The organism is Alicyclobacillus contaminans DSM 17975 (genome assembly GCF_000429525.1).
Lineage (GTDB): Bacteria > Bacillota > Bacilli > Alicyclobacillales > Alicyclobacillaceae > Alicyclobacillus_A > Alicyclobacillus_A contaminans.
On record NZ_AUCA01000010.1, the window covers coordinates 28,962 to 45,431 of the forward strand.

Here is a 16,470-nt window from a genome sequence, read left to right on the forward strand (position 1 = left end):
GAGGGAAACATGATATAATGGTGCACGTATTTTTCGATTATCGAAATAAATGGTTGTGCGAGGTGTCAGGTGGATGCATAAGTTGTTTCCTCCCGCAGTCTGGGCGACAGCATTCGCCGCGTTGATTGCTTTCATGGGCATAGGGATTGTGGATCCGATTCTCGGATCCCTTCTGAACGCCTGGGGAATTTCCAAGTTTGCGGTGGAGTGGCTGTTCACCAGCTACATTGCGGTGATGTCCATCGCCATGTTGCTGTCCGGCGTGTTGGCGACCAAGTTCGGCGCACGCCGGGTGTTGTTGACCGGTCTCACGCTGGTCATCATTTTTTCGGCACTCAGCGGTCTTGCGCCGAACATCGGCTTTCTCGCGGTGTTTCGCGGCGGATGGGGCCTCGGCAACGCGTTCTTCACGTCGACGGCGCTCTCCATCATTGTGGGCGCCTCCACGCGCGGCATGGCGGCCGCCATCACGCTGTACGAAGCGGCGCTCGGGCTCGGCATGGCGTCCGGCCCGCTGCTCGGCGGATTTCTCGGCAGCCTGCACTGGCGTTTTCCGTTTTTCGGAACATCCACGCTGATGCTGATTGGCCTGCTGTTCACACTGTTTCTGGTGAAGGATTCCGGAAAAAAAGAGGCGCCGCGCAAGGCGCGGGATATCATTCGGGCGCTTGGGCACCCGGCGGTCCGGACCAACGCCTTGATTGGCCTGTTGTACAGTTTTGTCTTCTTCACAGTGCTGGCCTATTCTCCATTGACGCCGGCGTTTCAACAACTGGGCAGCATGAAAGTGGGCGTGGCGTTCTTCGGTTGGGGTGTGCTGGTTGGCGTCTCCTCCGTGTTTGTGGTGAATTGGCTGCGGCCGCGGCTGGGTCCGTTGCGGCTGCTCGAGTGGAACCTGCTGTGCATGTGTGTGCTGCTCATTTTTGCTGCGGTGGCGAAGGGCATGGTTCTGGTATGCCTCGTCGTGGTCTCCGGTTTCTTCTGCGGCATCGCCAATGCCGTGTTCACGTCGATGGCGATGGAGGTTTCGCCGTTCTCGCGTTCGATTTCGTCCGGCAGCTACAACTTTCTGCGTTGGGCCGGCGCGGCTCTGTCGCCCATCCTCTGCGGTTGGCTGGGTGACCACGTAGGGGTGCAGGCGCCTTTTTGGCTGGGTGCCATCCTGCTGCTGATTGCCTGGATGGGTCTTCGCGCGAGCCACGCGACGCTGAAACAAGGATTGCACGAAAACGGTGCGGCGGGGGCGGTCCACGGTTGATGCGCCAAGTGGATGCCCGCCGGGATTTGCCGTTCCCGCACCTTTTCTCTTTTCACACCAGACGCACGTGAAATTCCTTCAGCCACGCGTTGACCTCCATGAGGTAGTGGAATAGCTGCGCCGTGGCCAGAATCTGCCCAAACCACGGGCGATGCTCCATGGGCTGCCGGCTCGCCTCGGCCAAAGCGCGGATGGCGGCCGTGTCGACGAGCGGGCGAACGGGCGCGTCTGGATTGTCCAGGATGGCGAGGATGCCGCTGCGGGTTGCCTCCAGATACTCTGGATTTGGCGTGCCCGGATACGGGCTCTTTTTCCGGTAGAGCACGTCTTCCGGCAGATAGTCGCGCATGGCGCGGCGCAGGAGCCCTTTCACCTCGTTGTCGCAGGTCTTCATGGACCAGGGCACGTTGAAGACGTATTCCACCAGGCGATGATCGCAAAATGGAACGCGGGCCTCCAGACTGGCGCCCATGCTCATGCGATCCTTTCGATCCAGAAGGGTGGGCAGAAATCGCGTGATGCTCAGGTAGTTGATTTCGCGCACCCGGGCATCGTGGGCGGATTCTCCGGGCAGCCGCGGCACCTCCGCCAGCGCTTCGCGGTATCGGTCCGCCACATATTCCTCCGGCCGAATGATCCGCTTCAGGTCTTCCGACAGGATGCTCACGCGCTCATGCAGCCGCAGCGACCACGGGAACGTGTCCGCCGCCAGGGCATCCTGTCGATGAAACCAGGGGTAGCCGCCAAACACTTCGTCCGCCGCCTCTCCGGTGAGCGCGACGGTGTGGTTGCGCTTGATCTCGCGGCAGAACAGGTACATGGAGACGTCGATGTCCGCCATGCCCGGGACGTCGCGGTAGCGAAGTGGGTGCAACAGATGATCTGTCATCTCGTCCATGCCGAACACCACCGAGTGGTGGACCGTTCCGAGAAAATCGGACACTTTCCGCGCCCACGGCGCGTCCAAGCTCTTCTGGAACGCGTTGGCCTGAAAGTACTTCTCCATGTCCTCAAACTCAATGGAGTAGGTGTGCAGAGGTGGCCGGCCCTGCGCCTGATAGTAACGCGCGGCGATGGCGGAGACGACGCTGGAGTCCAACCCGCCGGACAACAGCGTGCAGACCGGAACGTCCGATACCAGTTGGCGCGTGACCGTGTCCACCAACAAGTCGCGCACCGTCTCCAAGGTGGTGTCGAGATCATCGGTGTGTTCCCGGCTCTCCAGGCGCCAGTACGCTGAGGTCACGAATCGCTCCCGGGTCGCAAGCACCGAGTGCCCGGCTCGGACTTCTTCCAACCCCTTGAAAATCCCGTGTCCCGGCGTGCGTGCGGGGCCAATCGCAAAAATTTCCGCCAAGCCTTCTGCGTCCACCGCAGGCTCGATGTCCGGGTGGGCGAGAATGGCTTTGATTTCCGATCCGAACCAGACCCCGCTCCCGCGCCGCACGTAGAACAGCGGCTTGACGCCCAGCCGGTCGCGGGCCATGAACAACCGTTCCTTGGCTTCGTCCCAAAGGGCGAAAGCGAAAATTCCATTGAATTTTTTGACGCACTCGGGTCCCCAGCACACATAGGCGACGAGGACAACTTCCGTATCCGAGTAGGACTGGAAGGTGAAGCCCTGCGCCAGCAGTTCGCGCCGCACCTCTTCGGTGTTGTACAGCTCGCCGTTGTAGACGAGCGTGTAGGTCTTGCCGCCGAAGGTGCGGGACATGGGCTGCGTGCCGCCGCTCGGATCGACCACGATGAGCCGCCGATGCGCGAAGGCGGCGTGCAACGACAGGTAATGGCCGCACGCGTCCGGTCCTCTGCAGGCGAGTGTTTCCCCCATTGCCTGGACGGCTTCGGCTTCTTGGGTCAGGTCGCGTTCCCAGTCAATCCATCCTGCAATCCCACACATGTCGGTCTCAGCCCCCCAGCCTGTTGGTTGTGAGCTCCCGGTTCCGCGGCTTGCGGACACCCGGGCGAATGCCCATGTCACGCAGTACCTTATGCGACCATGAGGAAAAAGGTGCAATGGGCGTACGCAGGAGAAAGGACGGGGGGCGTGGACGCCGGCCACGCCGCGGGTGGCTTGGCCGGCCTTTTGGGGAGTGGTTAGCGCGTGGTGGACAATGACGTGGCGTCGTCGATGGGCAGCGGACCGACGTATTCCGATTGCGGTCGAATCAGCCGGTTGCCGGCGGCCTGCTCCAGGATGTGCGCGGTCCAGCCGACAGCGCGGCTGACGGAAAACGTGGGGGTGTACAGCGGCTTTGGCATGTTGACCGTGCGCAGAATGGCGGCGGCCCAATACTCGACGTTGCTATACAGTTGACGGCCCGGCTTGTACTCGTTGAGCAGCCGAATGGCGGTGTCCTCAACGACGACCGAGAGATTGAACAGGGGATCTTCGTCGCGCATACCCTGAACCACGCTGCGCAGCGCGACCGCGCGCGGATCTCTGGTCTTGTACACGCGGTGGCCGAACCCCATCAGCCGTTCTCCCCGCTCGAGCGCTTGCCGCAGCCACGGCTCCGCGTTCTCTGCCGTGCCAATCTCCTCCAGCATCGACATCACTTCGGCCGGGGCGCCGCCGTGCAGCGGTCCTTTCATGGCACCGAGCGCGGCAGCCAGCGCGGAGGCCATGTCGGACTGCGTGGACGTGACCACGCGGGCCGCGAAGGTGGACGCGTTCATGCCGTGCTCCATCGTGATGATGAGATAGGCTTCCAGCGCCCGTGCTTTCTCGGGGGACGGAACCTCTCCGCTCAACATGTACAGGTAGTTGGCCGCGTAGCCGAGATCCGGGTGCGGCGTCACCGGCGCGCGATGCTCCAGAAACGCCTGCCGATGGGCGATGATGCTGGGCATCGCCGCGGTCAGGCGTTTCGCGTCGGCCAGCGTCGGCGGCCACGCCGCCGCAGCACCGAGCGCGGAAATCGCGGTGCGCAGGACATCCATCATGCTCTGTTCCGGAGGCAGCGCTTGGATGATGTGTTTCACGTATTCCGGCAACGAAAGCTGGCTCCGCAGTTCGTCCACGAGCGCCGCGCGCTCCGCAGGATTCGGCAGCCGCCCTGCCCACAATAGATGGGCCACCTCTTCGAAGGACCGGGTTTGCGCCAAATCCTGCGCGAAATGGCCGCGGTACACCAGTCGACCTGCCGTGCCGTCCACCAGACTCAAATCGGTCTGTGCGGCAACCACGTGCTCCAATCCGTTCGTACTCGCCATGGTCCATTCCTCCTCTTCCATTCACAGCTTCAGCATAGCGCTAACCTTTGATAATGTATAATGAATAAACGTGAGTGAATTGATTGCGGATTGTAATCAGTTTTCGAAGGGGAGGATGTCGGTGCTGGATTGGTTGCAGACGTTTGTTGTGGCGGCGGAAACGGAAAATTTTCGCCAGACCGCCGAGTTGCTGCATCTCGCGCAGCCGACGGTCACCCTGCACATTCAAAAGCTGGAACAACAACTCGGCATGTCGTTGTTTGAACGTGTTGGCCGGCAGGTGCGCCTGAGTCCCGCCGGTCGCCAATTCCTCCCGCACGCGCTCGCAGTGGTTCGCCACTGGCGCGACGGTAGAGCACAGCTTCACCGCTGGCGGGCGGGTTACGACACGACCGTGGTGGTGGGGACGTCACCGCTGATTGCCACCACCTATTTGCCTCGGTGGATTCAGCAGGCTTCACGCCGCAACCCGCGAATCCAGTTCTCCATTCGCGTTCGGGAATCTGCGGATCTGCTGTCCGACGTGCTCTCCGGCGCCTGCGACATCGCCTTCACCCGGCTCCCTGTGGCGCATGCACAGGTCCAGTGCCTGCCGCTGTATGACGATCCGCTGCTGTTCATCGTCCCAGCCGACGGCGCCGACCTGGACGGGCCTGCGCAGAGTCCGGAGGACTGGTTGGCCGACCATCCAGTGCTCACCCACAATCATCCGGGGTATTGGGATGCGCTGGTGCCTGCGCTGCAACGGTTCTATCCAGATGTGCGCACCCTGCCGGTCAGCCAGGTGCACGTGACCATTCACTGGATTGTCGAGCGCATGGGGGTCTCCTTTTTACCCGCCAGCACTGTGCAGCGCGAACTTCTTCGCGGCACGGTGGCGGAGGTTCCCTTTTCAGCGTTCGCGCTGCCGAAGGTGGCCACGTATCTGCTCCTTCGCACCGGCGCGTTGTCTCCGGCGGTGTCGGCGTTCGCGGAGGAGGTGCAGGCGTACATGCGGATCCGAAAGTTTGAAACAGGTCTATCAGCAAACCGCGGAGAATAGTAGTATGAAGGTAACTTCCGAGAAGCACTGGCGATTTATATGAAAACGTTTACATGAGGTGATGCGTGTGGCAGAAACGGAAACGCTGTCGCTCATTGCGCAGAGTGCAAAAGTGTCTCCACCGGATGCGTACGTTCGCACGTCGTACATCCGTTCCTGGGATGCGTACCAGGCCAAGTACGAACAGTCCATCTCACATCCGGAAGCGTTCTGGCGCGAGATTGCCGACGAACTGCGGTGGCAGCAGCGAGAAGAGGCCGTGATTCAGGGGCAGATGCCCGACTTCGCGTTCTTTCCCGGCAGCCGCATCAATGTCTGTGAAAACTGCGTGGACAGACATGCGGAAAACCCGGCCACCACCAACAAAGTCGCGCTGTTTTTCGAGAGTGAACACGGAGACGCCAGAGCGGTGACCTACGGGCAGTTGCATCGCGACGTACAGAAGTTTGCGAATGTGCTGCAGGACCTCGGTCTGCAGCAGGGCGATGTGGTCAGCGTGTACATGCAGAACTTGATTGAAACCTACGTCGTGCTGCTGGCCTGTCTGCGCCTCGGCATTGTGTACAACACGGTCTTCGCCGGCTTCTCTCCGGAGGCCCTGCGGGAGCGCATTGTCAGTTCCAACGCGAAGGCGGTCATCTGCAGCAATGGGAGTTATCGCAGGGGAAACATTCTTCGCCTGAAAGAAACGGTGGATCGCGCGCTGGAAGGGGTGGACGGCGTCCATCACGTCATTGTGTATCGCCGCATTCCCGACCTGGATACGCCGATGCAGGAGGGCAGAGACCTGGACTATGAGGCGTTGATGAAAGCGGCGAATGCGCGCTGTCCCGCCGCAGCGCTCGACTGCAACGATCCGGGGCTGCTCATCTTCACGAGCGGCACCAGCGGCAAACCGAAGGGCATTATACACGCCGGCGGGGGATTTCTGCTCGGCACCTACGCGTACACCAAATACCAGCTCGACCTGCAGCCAAACGACGTCTACTGGAATACGGCGGACATCGGCTGGCTGACCTCCCACATCTTCGTGTTGGTGGGCGGCCTCGCGCTCGGCGCCACCACCATTCTGTACGAGGGGGCGCTCGACCATCCGGATTGCGGACAGGTGTACCGGATCATCGAACGGTATGCGGTCAACAAGTTGTTTTCCGCGCCAACCGCCTACCGCATGCTGGTCAAGTTCGGCGAAGAATTGACAAAACAGTTTGATTTGTCGTCTCTGCAGCTGCTGGCATCGGTGGGCGAACCCCTGAATCCGGAGGCGTGGCATTGGATACGGAGAGTGGTGGGAAAAGATCGGATCGTCATCAACAACACCTGGGGCCAAACGGAGACGGGCGGCACGCCATTGGCCTCCCTACCGGGTGCGGTGGACATGAAACCGGGCAGTTGCGGCGTTCCGTTCTTCGGCCACCAGCTGGAGGTCACGGACGTCGAAGGTCGTCCGGTTCCGGACGGCACACCGGGCTATCTGGTCATTCGCAACGTGTTTCCAACCCTCGCCCGCGACGTGTACGGAGATAGAGCGCGGTACCTGTCCTCGTACTTCTCACAAATTCCGGGCGCGTACTTCACAGGCGACAGCGCGGTTCGGGATGAGGACGGCCACTTCTGGGTGCTTGGCCGCGTGGATGATGTGGTCAATGTGTCCGGCCACCGCATCAGCACCATGGAAATGGAGAGTTCGCTCATTCAGCATCCCGCGGTGGTGGAAGCGGCTGTCGTGGGACATCCGGACGAGATCAAGGGCACGGTGCCCATTGCGTTCGTGACGTTGGAGGCCTCCTACCAGGCGGGGGATGAACTGGCCGAGGAACTGCGAAAAAAAGTGGAATCAGACATCGGATCGTTTGCCCGGCCGGGGGCGGTCTACTTTGTGGAATCCATGCCGAAGACCAGGTCCGGGAAGATCATTCGCCGCATGCTCCGGGAAATCTTGCGGGAAGGCAAAGTGCAGGGCGACACCACGGGGCTCGAGGACAACGATATTCTGGACCGCTTGATTCAGGAATTGGGAGCCTTCGGCAGCCGAGACGAGAAAAATATGTGAGACACTTGGCAATATGAGTATAATGAGGAGTATCTCGGGATGGCGGCCGCCGCGAAGCGGCCGCCAGCCAGACTGGGAGCTGGAGAGGGCGGTATTGCGTTGGTGTTGTACAATGTCACAGAAGTCTTGGTGCGGGCAATGCTGGAGGACGCCTATATTCATAAAGGCCGACTGGCATGTGAATGTGATCAGTGCGTGGGAGACATCCTGGCGATTGCTTTGAATCACTTGCCGACGCGGTATGTTTCCACGGACCAAGGCACGATGTACGTCAAGGCGCAATACTTCAATCCGCAGCTGCAGTCGGATATTCTTCGCGAATTGGCCGCTGCGGCGCGGATTGTCGCGGAACGGCCGCGTCATGCGGGAGTGGCCGCGAAGGCGACGGACGAGGCGGCCACGACCTCACGAGCGGAGGAGGCTGCGCCATCGGCGACGGAGGAGTCGTGGAAAGTTGATGTCGATACATGAATCATTCATGCGGCGTGCGCTGGAGTTGGCGGCACACGCGAAGGCGCGCGGCGAGGTGCCGATTGGCGCTGTGGTCGTTCAGGGGGGGCGTATCATCGGCGAAGGTTGCAACTGGCGAGAGACCTGGCGGGATCCGACGGCGCACGCGGAGTTGATTGCGCTGCAGGCGGCGAGCCGGACATTGAATGGCTGGCGGTTGGAGGAGTGTGACCTGTACGTGACCCTGGAGCCGTGCCCCATGTGCGCGGGGGCCATTCTGCTCTCCCGGATTCGCCATGTGTACTACGGCGCAGCGGATCCGAAAGCGGGTGCGCTGGCGTCCCGCGTGGCATTGTTGGATGTCGACGGATGGAATCATTATCCGGAAATTACCGCTGGCATTTTGGCGGACGAGTGTGGTATGATACTGAAGGATTTCTTCCGGGAAATCCGAACGGCGCGACGGACACGGAGAGATGTCTGAGTGGTCGAAAGAGCTCGCCTCGAAAGCGAGTAGGCCCGCAAGGGTCTCGTGGGTTCGAATCCCACTCTCTCCGCCACAATTGCATGCGAGGAAAGGGCGGGCGTCGCGCTCGCCCTTTCCTCGCCAATGTGTGTCCGCTCCGCAGTCCGGAGCAGAGCCAAGCGGCATACAGTACATGAGGAACGAAGGACGCATTCTGCGACCAGAAACCAAGTTGGGTCCCATGCGGCGGAAACTTCCGAACCGTGTCAGGTCCTGACGGAAGCAGCACTAAGGGAGACCTTCCGGGCGACGTGGGGTCACCTGATTTGGTTTCTGGTCGGAGAGTGGCGTCCGTTTTTTGTGTTGGAGCACGCATGGACTGCGACGAGAATCTTGCAACTTGTTGTCGTTTGAATAGAGCTTTTGTCGACCAGGCAGGAGTCGTAGAGCGGGTGTCCAAATCAAGGCGTAACCCAGGGATGGAGGTCTTGAATTTGGCCGCAATCACACCGTTTGCCGAACAGGACTGGAGTTGGAGAGATTGGCGCGCAGTCGAGTGGCTGAACTCGGGCGTCCTGTATTTGACCAAGCAGTTGGAGTTGACCGTGTACAACGGGCTGGCGGCACAACTGCTGGACGCGGTTGTGCCGATTGGACAGCCGGTGGCGCTCCGAGAATGCCTGAATCCGGATCGGGAGGAGTATCAGGTCCTGTCCGCCATGGTGACGTTTGAACGGGAGTATCGGAACCAGGTGATGACGTGGGCTGTGGACGGCTCCATCCGGCATGTGCTGCTGGATTCCTTTCGCAAGGAGGCGCCGGCCGGGACGCTGGAAGGCATGTATGTGGTGATGAAAGACCTCGGCAACTTCACCATGTTGGAGCAGCATATGCAGCGGTCGGACAAGCTGGCGACGGTCGGTAAGATTGCCGCGGGCATCGCCCATGAGATTCGAAATCCGCTGACGACCATCAAGGGCTTCCTGCAGGTGATGGAAGAGCGATTCTCCCGACAGTCGATGCACGAAGAGTTGCATTACACTCGTGTCATGCTGCAGGAAATTGAACGGGTGAACGGATTGGTGGGCGAGCTGTTGCTGTTGTCGAAGCCGCACAAGGTGGAGATGGCGCCGTGCTGCTTGGGAACGGTGATTCAGGAGATCTGTCCATTGATTCAATCGGAGGCTCTGTTGTTGAGTATTGAGTTTGAATGTTCGGTCAAGCCGCTGCCGAGAATTGTCGCCGATTCCGGCATGCTCAAGCAGGTGCTGCTGAACCTGGCCAAGAACGCGATGGAAGCCATGGAGAACGGCGGGATGTTGAAGATCTCGGCGTATCCGGAGAACGAATGGGTGCGCGTGGACGTGTCCGACACAGGCCCTGGCATTCCGTATTATTTGATGGATAAAATCTTCGACGCGTTCTACACCACCAAGGACAAGGGGACGGGGCTCGGCCTGCCCATCTGCCAACGCATTCTTGCGGATCACGGTGGGGAGATTCGCGTATCGTCCAAAGGCTTTGGTACCACCTTCAGCGTCCTGTTGCCGGTGATGGCCACCGAACCGGATTTGACCAACTGAGGCACAGGCGCATCATCTCCGATGGAACCCGCCAAACGCCCACAGAGGGCGGGAATGAGTCCTACCTCTGCTCCATTCCCGCCAGGAACGCCGCGATGAGGCGGCGGTAACTCTCGTCCACGTCCAGCGCCATGCCGAAGGCTCCGGCGGCCTCCAATGCGGCAAAGCCGTGGCCGATGGCGCGAAACCCGCGCACGAGGTGAATGGCGTCGTTTTGTTGCAAGTGAAAGGGTTGAAGCACCGTGAGCACCGTGTCCACAATGGCGTGAGCAGCGGTTTCCAGCGCGGCGTCTTCGTTGTCCGGTGCGCGCAGGGTCGCCTCGTAGAGCGCCGGCCGCTCTTTGGCGAATGCACGATACGCGTGCAACATGGCTTGAATCGCATCCAATCCGGACCTGCCCATGGCCGCTCGCTGCAATCGGCCGTTCAACTCTTCCAACCCCAACAGTGACAGTTCTCTGCGCAATTCTTCCAGTCCATTCACATGGTTGTACAGGGACGGCGTGCGCACGCCGAGGTGCTCGGCCAGCAGCGACATGGTCAATTTGTGCAGGCCCAATGCATCGGCCAGTTTCCCTGCGGCACGGACGATGCCTGCCTTGTTGAGTCCATGGCGGGCGCTCATTCAAATTCTCCCCTTCAATTGACGTTCAGCTTTGGCGATGGCCTCATCCATCGCTTTCAACGGGTGATTCACGACGCTGCCGTGTCCGACCGCGAGCCGAGCGGGGCGCAGTGCTCGCAACTGTTTGGCGCTCTGAAGCGCTGTCTCCGGATGCCAGGTGGCCCATGCGGGGAAGGGGAACAGCGGTCGCAGCGTACCGGATACAGCGACACCGCCTCGCACTTGAAAGGCATCCCCAGCGATGAGCGTGTTGTCACGAACGTCGAGGAACGCGAAATGGCCCGGTGTGTGGCCGGGGCACTGGACGGCAGCGCGGCGTCAATCAGTGTGAGACCATCATCGTCGCGAATGAGGTAGCAGTTGACCGGAAAGAGGGCAGGAAAAAACGTGATCTGAACACAGTGGCCGAAATTCGTGCAGCGCATGGCGGACGCCCCCTGTAAGCTAATGTTATTAGATTATAAACTAATATAATTAGTTTGTCGAACTTTTTGAGGCCCTTTCAAGCCGAAGGTGGCACTTCGGGTCTGCGTTTGGGTAGAATGGTCTACGTCAGTCGTCATGCACGGGGATGAACGGAGCGCGTGCAGAGGGGCAGTTCGCTTCGCGGACGGCACTCGAAGTGGCCACGGGGAAGGAGGGGTCTTGTTGTCCTATCAAGCACTGTACCGAGCCTGGCGGCCACAGACCTTTCAGGACATCATGGGACAACCGCACGTGACACAAACGTTGACCAACGCCATTGCCCGTGGGCAGGTGGCTCACGCATACCTGTTCTCCGGGCCACGGGGCACTGGAAAAACCAGTGCCGCGAAAGTTCTTGCCAAAGCGGTCAACTGCCTTCAGCCGGACGGCGTGGAGCCGTGCAACGAATGCGCAGCGTGCCGAAGCATCAATGCAGGAAGCAGCGTGGATGTGGAGGAAATTGACGCGGCCTCCAACCGCGGCGTCGATGAAATTCGCCAACTCCGGGACAAAGTGCAATATGCGCCTGCGGAGCTTCAGCGCAAAGTGTATATCGTGGACGAAGTCCACATGCTGACCACGGAAGCGTTCAACGCGCTGCTGAAAACGCTCGAGGAACCGCCCGCGCATGCCCTGTTCGTGCTCGCCACCACGGAGCCGCACAAAATTCCCGGCACCATCGTATCCCGCTGTCAACGCTTCGATTTTCGCCGGATTGCGCCGGAGGTCATTGTGGATCGCCTGCGCAAGGTCTGCGACGCGGAAGGGCTGCAGTATGAGGAGGACGCGCTGTGGCGCCTGGCGGAGGCGGCGGACGGTGGACTCCGGGATGCGCTGGGGCTGTTGGAGCAAGCGGTGGCGTTCGGCCAAGGGGTCGTGACCGCCGAGACGGCCGCGCATGTGATGGGCGGAGTCGCCACGGCAGATCTCCTGGGGTTGGTTCGTCAACTGGCCACCCGGGATGTGCTCGGCGCCCTGCAGCAGCTGATGGCGTGGTATTCAGCCGGGAAGGACGCGCAGCGGATCGTTCACGAGATCTTGCAAGTGCTTCGGGATTTATTTATCGTCAAGGTATCGCGCGGGGAAGGGCAGACCGCGCGACCTGGATATCGGGAGACGGCCGAGCAATGTTCCGTGGAGTGGTTGCTGCACGCGGTTGAAAAGCTCGGTGAGACGTACATGAACCTTCGCTTTGTCGACCAGCCCCGGCTTGCACTGGAAGCGGCGTTGATGGGATTGGCCGTGACAGTTCCGACGGAAGCGCCAAGCCCGCCGGCGGCTGGGCAAAGCGTTCAGGAAGCGGCGCCGGCCAGCGGATCAACGCATGCCCCCGTCGTGGAGGCAAGTGCCGTGGCCAAGCCCGCCACGCGGCGGACGACTGCCACCGGTTCTGCGGCGCGCAAGCTGGAGGTCCTCAAACAACTGCACGCCGCGGCCGATAATGCGTTTTTACAGATGGTCCGCAGCCGGTGGGACGACCTGTTGCAAGCGGTCAAGGACCGGCGGATTCAAACGCACGCCTGGTTAATCAATGGAGAAGTCGTTTTGGCGACGCCCGATACGGTGGTTTGCGCGTTCAGCAGTCCGGTGCATCGCAACGCCGTGATGAAACGGGAGGAACGGGAAACCATCCAGGCCGCATTCTCCGAGGTGTTTCAACGGGACGTTCAGGTCCTGGCCTTGGTGCACAGCGACTGGACAGCGTTTCAGCAAACCTTGCAGCCTCGGGAGGAGGCTGTGGCGGCAGAACCGGCATCCGCGCCGCACGCCGACGTGGTGGAGCGGGCGAAGCAGCTGTTCCCACAGGAACGAATCGAAGTTCGCGAGGAGTGAACGTCCTATGAAAAACATGAATCAGCTGATGAAGCAAGCGAAAAAGATGCAGGAAGAGTTGTTGAAGGCGCAGGAGGCTCTGGCTGAGCAAACCGTGGAGGGGACGGCCGGCGGCGGTGCCGTGAAGGTGACGATGTCCGGGCACAAGCAGGTGACCGCGGTGTCGATTGACAAAGACGTGGTCAATCCCGACGACGTCGAGATGCTCCAGGATCTGCTGGTCGCCGCACTGCAGGACGCGACGGCAAAAGTGGACCAACTCACCGAATCGACCATGGGCAAATACACGCGTGGCCTGAATATCCCAGGACTGTTTTAAGATATGTGGGGATTTCCTGAACCCATTCAGCATCTCGTAGAACAGTTCATGAAATTGCCGGGCATCGGTCCGAAAACCGCCACGCGCCTGGCGTTCTGTGTGCTGGACATGAGCGCCGAGGATGTCCACGAGTTTGCCGTTGCCCTGGAGGACGTCAAGCGGAAATTGACGGAGTGCGCCATCTGTTGCAATATCACCGAGGACAGTCCGTGCTCCATCTGTCGGGATCCATCTCGCGACAATCACGTGCTCTGCGTCGTCCAAGATGCCAAGGACGTCGCCGCCATGGAGAAGACGCACGAGTTTCATGGCCGCTACCACGTGTTGCACGGTGCGATTTCCCCACTGGAGGGCATCGGCCCGAATGATATTCGAATGAAGGAACTGGTTCAGCGCATTGGAACCAGCGACATTCGGGAAGTGATTGTGGCCACCAATCCGAATGTGGAAGGCGAGGCCACGGCCATGTATATCGCGCGTCTGCTGAAGCCGTTTTCGGTGATGGTCACCCGCATCGCCCACGGCCTGCCTGTCGGTGGAGATCTGGAGTATGCCGACGAAGTCACGCTGGCAAAAGCGCTGGAAGGACGACGCCAAATCTGACGCATCCGGCGTCCCGACAGGCGGTCTCTATAACTCTATAAATATGAAGGAGAAATGCTTGTCATAAACGCCCGTCCCACTGTCTATGATCTAGTGACTCTGGACAGAGGGGGGCGTTTTCTCGTGCGTGATCGACAATCGGGAACCGAATTCCGCGAGGAGCCGTTGGCCTTGCACACACCGGGGAGCGGTGATGTGACGCCGACAGAAAGTGTGCAGGAATTCCTGGCCGCGCTCCGCCGGTCAAAGCGGGAACTGGACATTGCCCGGCAGCAGTTCGACAGCGTGGTGGATCCACTCCTGATTGACCATGTGGTGTTCCGGCTCGGCGCCGCAGAGCGTCACTTCAATTATCTGTTCCAGCTCGCCCGCCGGTGGAACCTGGCCTTGGAAGACATGGACTGGTACTGGGCGGAGCGGGCGGAGTGATGTTCGTGCGCCGCCGGACGCTGTGGGGAATGACGCGTTTTGGCGATGCCGACGATAGGAGGCGGACGAGCCGTGTCTGAACAGCATTTGCTGATTGGAATTGGGCTTTTTCTCATTGGCGTCTACGCTGTGGCGCAGGTGGTGCGCTATCCGCGGCAAATGGCGTGGAAATTGGTGAAGAGTGCAGTGCTGGGGTGTCTGTTCGTCCTGGCGGTCAACTGGATAGGCGGCTATTTTCACTTCCATCTGCCGTTCAATCCGGTGACGGCACTGACCGCAGGCTTTCTCGGCATTCCCGGTGTGGCAGCTCTGATTGTGATGAAGTTGTGGCTGGTCTCCGGATGAAGCGGAGCGGATGGGGCCGATGATGATGGCGTCAGCGCCGGGCGCCGGTGGCCGGTGTTCGACGCTGAAGGCGAGCCGCCCATGGGGAAAGGCGGCGGCCAATCATGGGAATTCGCTGGAGTTCCGATGGGGTCACGGCCCGCATCCGAATGGCGGCGGTCACGTACAGGACACCGCCGAATGCCACGCCCAGAACCACTTGGAACAGTGCCTGAACATCGGCGGACGGAATGCCGTGTGCAACCGCCATACCCAGCCGATTTCCGAGGAACAGGCCCACAGCGCACAGCACGCTGGCCACCATCAGCGGGGCGCTGAGCCTCCACACGGAAACCCGGCTGTGGGCGTACTTTTTGACAGCGAGTACGTTCAACGTTGTGGAGACCAGATAGCCCACGCTGGTCGCCACAGCGGCTCCAAGAATATGGAACGGAAGAATCAGGACGAGGTTCATCACGATTTTGACGCATACCCCGAGAAACATATTCCGAACCGGCCGATACATTTTCCCAAGGCCCTGCAGCAAATACGTGGACAGCGTCTCCAAACTGCTAAAAATACCCATAAAACAAACGCTGGAGACGATGACCGCCCCTTTGGTATCTCCCGCGAGCAGTTGATCCAGTGGTCGTCCGAGGACAAGCAGAGCCGCCGCCACAGGCAGTGTCATGAACAGCATGGAGCGAAAGGCGTCCCGGATCCGCGCCTCCACCGCTCCCTCATCTCGTTTGGCGCTGGCTTCCGCAATCGCCGGCAACACCGATACCCCGAGCGCCATGGCGAACGCCAGCGGGAGTTGGATGAGCTGCATCGCCTGGCGCGAAAAAATGCCATACTGGGCATTGGCAACCTGGTAGCTGTCACCCGCCCACATCAGAAAATTCGTGATGGTCAGCGAATCGACCAGGCCGGAGATGGGAACCACCAAGGACCCGAGACACACCGGCAGCGCGTAACTGGCCAGCAGTCGCAGCGCCTGACGAGGTGTCAACTGGCTGCGTTGGCGCTGGACTTGGGGACGAAACCGCCGCCGCAGCGGGACCACCGCGAAGATCAACAAGATGACGCCGGCGACCGCGCCGGTCACCGCGCCAAAGGTGGCCGCCGCCGCACCTTCCGCGATAGTGCCTCCGGCTTTTATCACCCCATAGGCCCCCAACACAATGGTGGCAACTCGAACCAACTGTTCAACCGCCTGGGAATACCCCGAAGGCTCGAGGATCTGAAATCCGTTCAAATACCCCCGGAGTGTGCTGAGCACCGGGATCACCAGCATGGCCGGTGCCAACGCGCGAATGGACAACGTCACCGCGCTCTGCGCCTGGTGCGTTTCCCGGATGGCCGTCAACGCACTGTACAGCGGCGCGCCGAACCAGGTCAGCAGGAAGAGGAGCACGCCGAGCAGCATCACCGTGCGAAGGGTGGTTCGGTACAATTGCTCCACTTCGGCGTACCGCCGCAGCGCCAATCGCTCCGCGACCAATTTGCCCATGGCGGTTGGGAAGCCCGCCGTCGACAGGGTCAATACAAACACATACAGTGAATACGCTTGTGAGTAATAGCCAATTCCGTCCTCGTGAATCAGTCGTGACAGCGGGACAATCCAAAGCAGCCCAAGCACCTTTGAGAGCGTCACCATGAGCACCATGATGGACGCTCCGCGCGCCAGATTTGTCCCGGTCTGCCCTGCCACACTGTTCACCTCCTGAAAATGCAACGCAATTATAGCACACCCCGCCAGGCCTCGCCGGGTAAACAACAACAAGCCATACACATAAGGTGT

At 60.5% G+C, this 16,470-nt stretch carries 15 protein-coding genes, 1 tRNA gene, 1 other RNA gene and 1 pseudogene; 13 read left to right on the forward strand and 5 right to left on the reverse strand.

All coding sequences use genetic code 11. From position 1 onward, the window contains the following. The first annotated feature begins 73 nt into the window (after positions 1–73). The gene (locus tag G463_RS0105755) at positions 74–1,258 is read left to right on the forward strand and encodes an MFS transporter (protein WP_026974393.1); all 1,185 of its coding nucleotides are present in this window, start codon (positions 74–76) and stop codon (positions 1,256–1,258) included. A gap of 52 nt (positions 1,259–1,310) precedes the next feature. Here the strand turns inward: G463_RS0105755 and asnB are convergent, their stop codons facing one another. Both asnB and G463_RS0105765 read right to left on the reverse strand, forming a co-directional pair. Then, the gene (gene asnB, locus G463_RS0105760) at positions 1,311–3,158 is read right to left on the reverse strand and encodes an asparagine synthase (glutamine-hydrolyzing) (protein WP_026974394.1); all 1,848 of its coding nucleotides are present in this window, start codon (positions 3,156–3,158) and stop codon (positions 1,311–1,313) included. Between the two features lie 197 nt (positions 3,159–3,355). Beyond that, a complete protein-coding gene (locus tag G463_RS0105765; protein WP_026974395.1) occupies positions 3,356–4,474 on the reverse strand; it encodes a citrate synthase in 1,119 nt (372 codons plus the stop codon). A 121-nt stretch (positions 4,475–4,595) separates the two neighbouring features. Between G463_RS0105765 and G463_RS19065 the strand changes: the two genes are divergently transcribed. The 7 genes from G463_RS19065 (at position 4,596) to G463_RS0105795 (ending at position 10,068) form a co-directional block, all read left to right on the forward strand. Then, positions 4,596–5,516: a LysR family transcriptional regulator gene (locus tag G463_RS19065; protein WP_051321988.1), complete on the forward strand. Its 921-nt coding sequence runs from the start codon at positions 4,596–4,598 to the stop codon at positions 5,514–5,516. Positions 5,517–5,583: 67 nt separating this feature from the next. After that, positions 5,584–7,569, forward strand: a complete 1,986-nt coding sequence (gene acs, locus G463_RS0105775; protein ID WP_245575699.1) for an acetate--CoA ligase — start codon at positions 5,584–5,586, stop codon at positions 7,567–7,569. Between the two features lie 39 nt (positions 7,570–7,608). Then, positions 7,609–8,040 carry a late competence development ComFB family protein gene (locus G463_RS19070; protein ID WP_245575700.1) on the forward strand — a complete coding sequence of 144 codons (432 nt, stop codon included), beginning with the start codon at positions 7,609–7,611 and terminating at the stop codon, positions 8,038–8,040. Beyond that, positions 8,027–8,503: a tRNA adenosine(34) deaminase TadA gene (tadA, locus tag G463_RS21630; RefSeq protein WP_051321999.1), complete on the forward strand. Its 477-nt coding sequence runs from the start codon at positions 8,027–8,029 to the stop codon at positions 8,501–8,503. The genes G463_RS19070 and tadA overlap by 14 nt, the downstream gene beginning before the upstream one ends. Then, positions 8,490–8,579, forward strand: a tRNA-Ser gene (locus G463_RS0105790). Before tadA ends, G463_RS0105790 begins: the two co-directional genes overlap by 14 nt. Positions 8,580–8,715: 136 nt before the next feature. Beyond that, an RNA gene (ffs, locus tag G463_RS22185) (signal recognition particle sRNA small type) lies at positions 8,716–8,815 on the forward strand. A 164-nt stretch (positions 8,816–8,979) separates the two neighbouring features. Continuing rightward, entirely contained in the window at positions 8,980–10,068 is a 1,089-nt protein-coding gene (locus G463_RS0105795; RefSeq protein WP_245575701.1) for a two-component system sensor histidine kinase NtrB, read from the forward strand. Between the two features lie 61 nt (positions 10,069–10,129). Here G463_RS0105795 and G463_RS0105800 read toward each other — a convergent pair whose 3' ends face one another. Together G463_RS0105800 and G463_RS22190 are read right to left on the reverse strand one after the other, a co-directional pair. Further along, complete coding sequence (locus tag G463_RS0105800; protein ID WP_026974399.1) at positions 10,130–10,693, reverse strand: TetR/AcrR family transcriptional regulator; 564 nt, start codon at positions 10,691–10,693, stop codon at positions 10,130–10,132. Then, positions 10,694–11,118: pseudogene (locus G463_RS22190) on the reverse strand (MBL fold metallo-hydrolase). A gap of 223 nt (positions 11,119–11,341) precedes the next feature. Between G463_RS22190 and dnaX the strand changes: the two are divergent. The 5 genes from dnaX (at position 11,342) to G463_RS0105830 (ending at position 14,687) form a co-directional block, all read left to right on the forward strand. Further along, positions 11,342–12,991, forward strand: a complete 1,650-nt coding sequence (gene dnaX / locus G463_RS0105810; protein ID WP_026974401.1) for a DNA polymerase III subunit gamma/tau — start codon at positions 11,342–11,344, stop codon at positions 12,989–12,991. 7 nt (positions 12,992–12,998) lie between these two features. Beyond that, complete coding sequence (locus tag G463_RS0105815; protein ID WP_026974402.1) at positions 12,999–13,310, forward strand: YbaB/EbfC family nucleoid-associated protein; 312 nt, start codon at positions 12,999–13,001, stop codon at positions 13,308–13,310. 3 nt (positions 13,311–13,313) lie between these two features. Continuing rightward, the gene (recR, locus tag G463_RS0105820; protein ID WP_026974403.1) at positions 13,314–13,913 is read left to right on the forward strand and encodes a recombination mediator RecR; all 600 of its coding nucleotides are present in this window, start codon (positions 13,314–13,316) and stop codon (positions 13,911–13,913) included. A 123-nt stretch (positions 13,914–14,036) separates the two neighbouring features. Continuing rightward, positions 14,037–14,342, forward strand: a complete 306-nt coding sequence (locus G463_RS19080) for a DUF2508 family protein (RefSeq protein WP_051321989.1) — start codon at positions 14,037–14,039, stop codon at positions 14,340–14,342. A 72-nt stretch (positions 14,343–14,414) separates the two neighbouring features. After that, on the forward strand, positions 14,415–14,687 hold the full coding sequence (locus G463_RS0105830; protein WP_026974404.1) for a pro-sigmaK processing inhibitor BofA family protein: 273 nt from the start codon (positions 14,415–14,417) through the stop codon (positions 14,685–14,687). A 31-nt stretch (positions 14,688–14,718) separates the two neighbouring features. Here G463_RS0105830 and G463_RS0105835 read toward each other — a convergent pair whose 3' ends face one another. Continuing rightward, positions 14,719–16,380: a putative polysaccharide biosynthesis protein gene (locus tag G463_RS0105835; RefSeq protein ID WP_035486000.1), complete on the reverse strand. Its 1,662-nt coding sequence runs from the start codon at positions 16,378–16,380 to the stop codon at positions 14,719–14,721. Positions 16,381–16,470: the final 90 nt, after the last annotated feature.

Bases quoted from the DNA above. Each gene is read 5' to 3' on its own strand.
- G463_RS0105755 (WP_026974393.1), top strand. From the start codon at position 74: ATGCATAAGTTGTTTCCTCCCGCAGTCTGGGCGACAGCATTCGCCGCG.
- asnB (WP_026974394.1), bottom strand. From the start codon at position 3,158: ATGTGTGGGATTGCAGGATGGATTGACTGGGAACGCGACCTGACCCAA.
- G463_RS0105765 (WP_026974395.1), bottom strand. From the start codon at position 4,474: ATGGCGAGTACGAACGGATTGGAGCACGTGGTTGCCGCACAGACCGAT.
- G463_RS19070 (WP_245575700.1), top strand. From the start codon at position 7,609: ATGGCGGCCGCCGCGAAGCGGCCGCCAGCCAGACTGGGAGCTGGAGAG.
- tadA (WP_051321999.1), top strand. From the start codon at position 8,027: ATGTCGATACATGAATCATTCATGCGGCGTGCGCTGGAGTTGGCGGCA.
- G463_RS0105800 (WP_026974399.1), bottom strand. From the start codon at position 10,693: ATGAGCGCCCGCCATGGACTCAACAAGGCAGGCATCGTCCGTGCCGCA.
- G463_RS0105815 (WP_026974402.1), top strand. From the start codon at position 12,999: ATGAAAAACATGAATCAGCTGATGAAGCAAGCGAAAAAGATGCAGGAA.
- recR (WP_026974403.1), top strand. From the start codon at position 13,314: ATGTGGGGATTTCCTGAACCCATTCAGCATCTCGTAGAACAGTTCATG.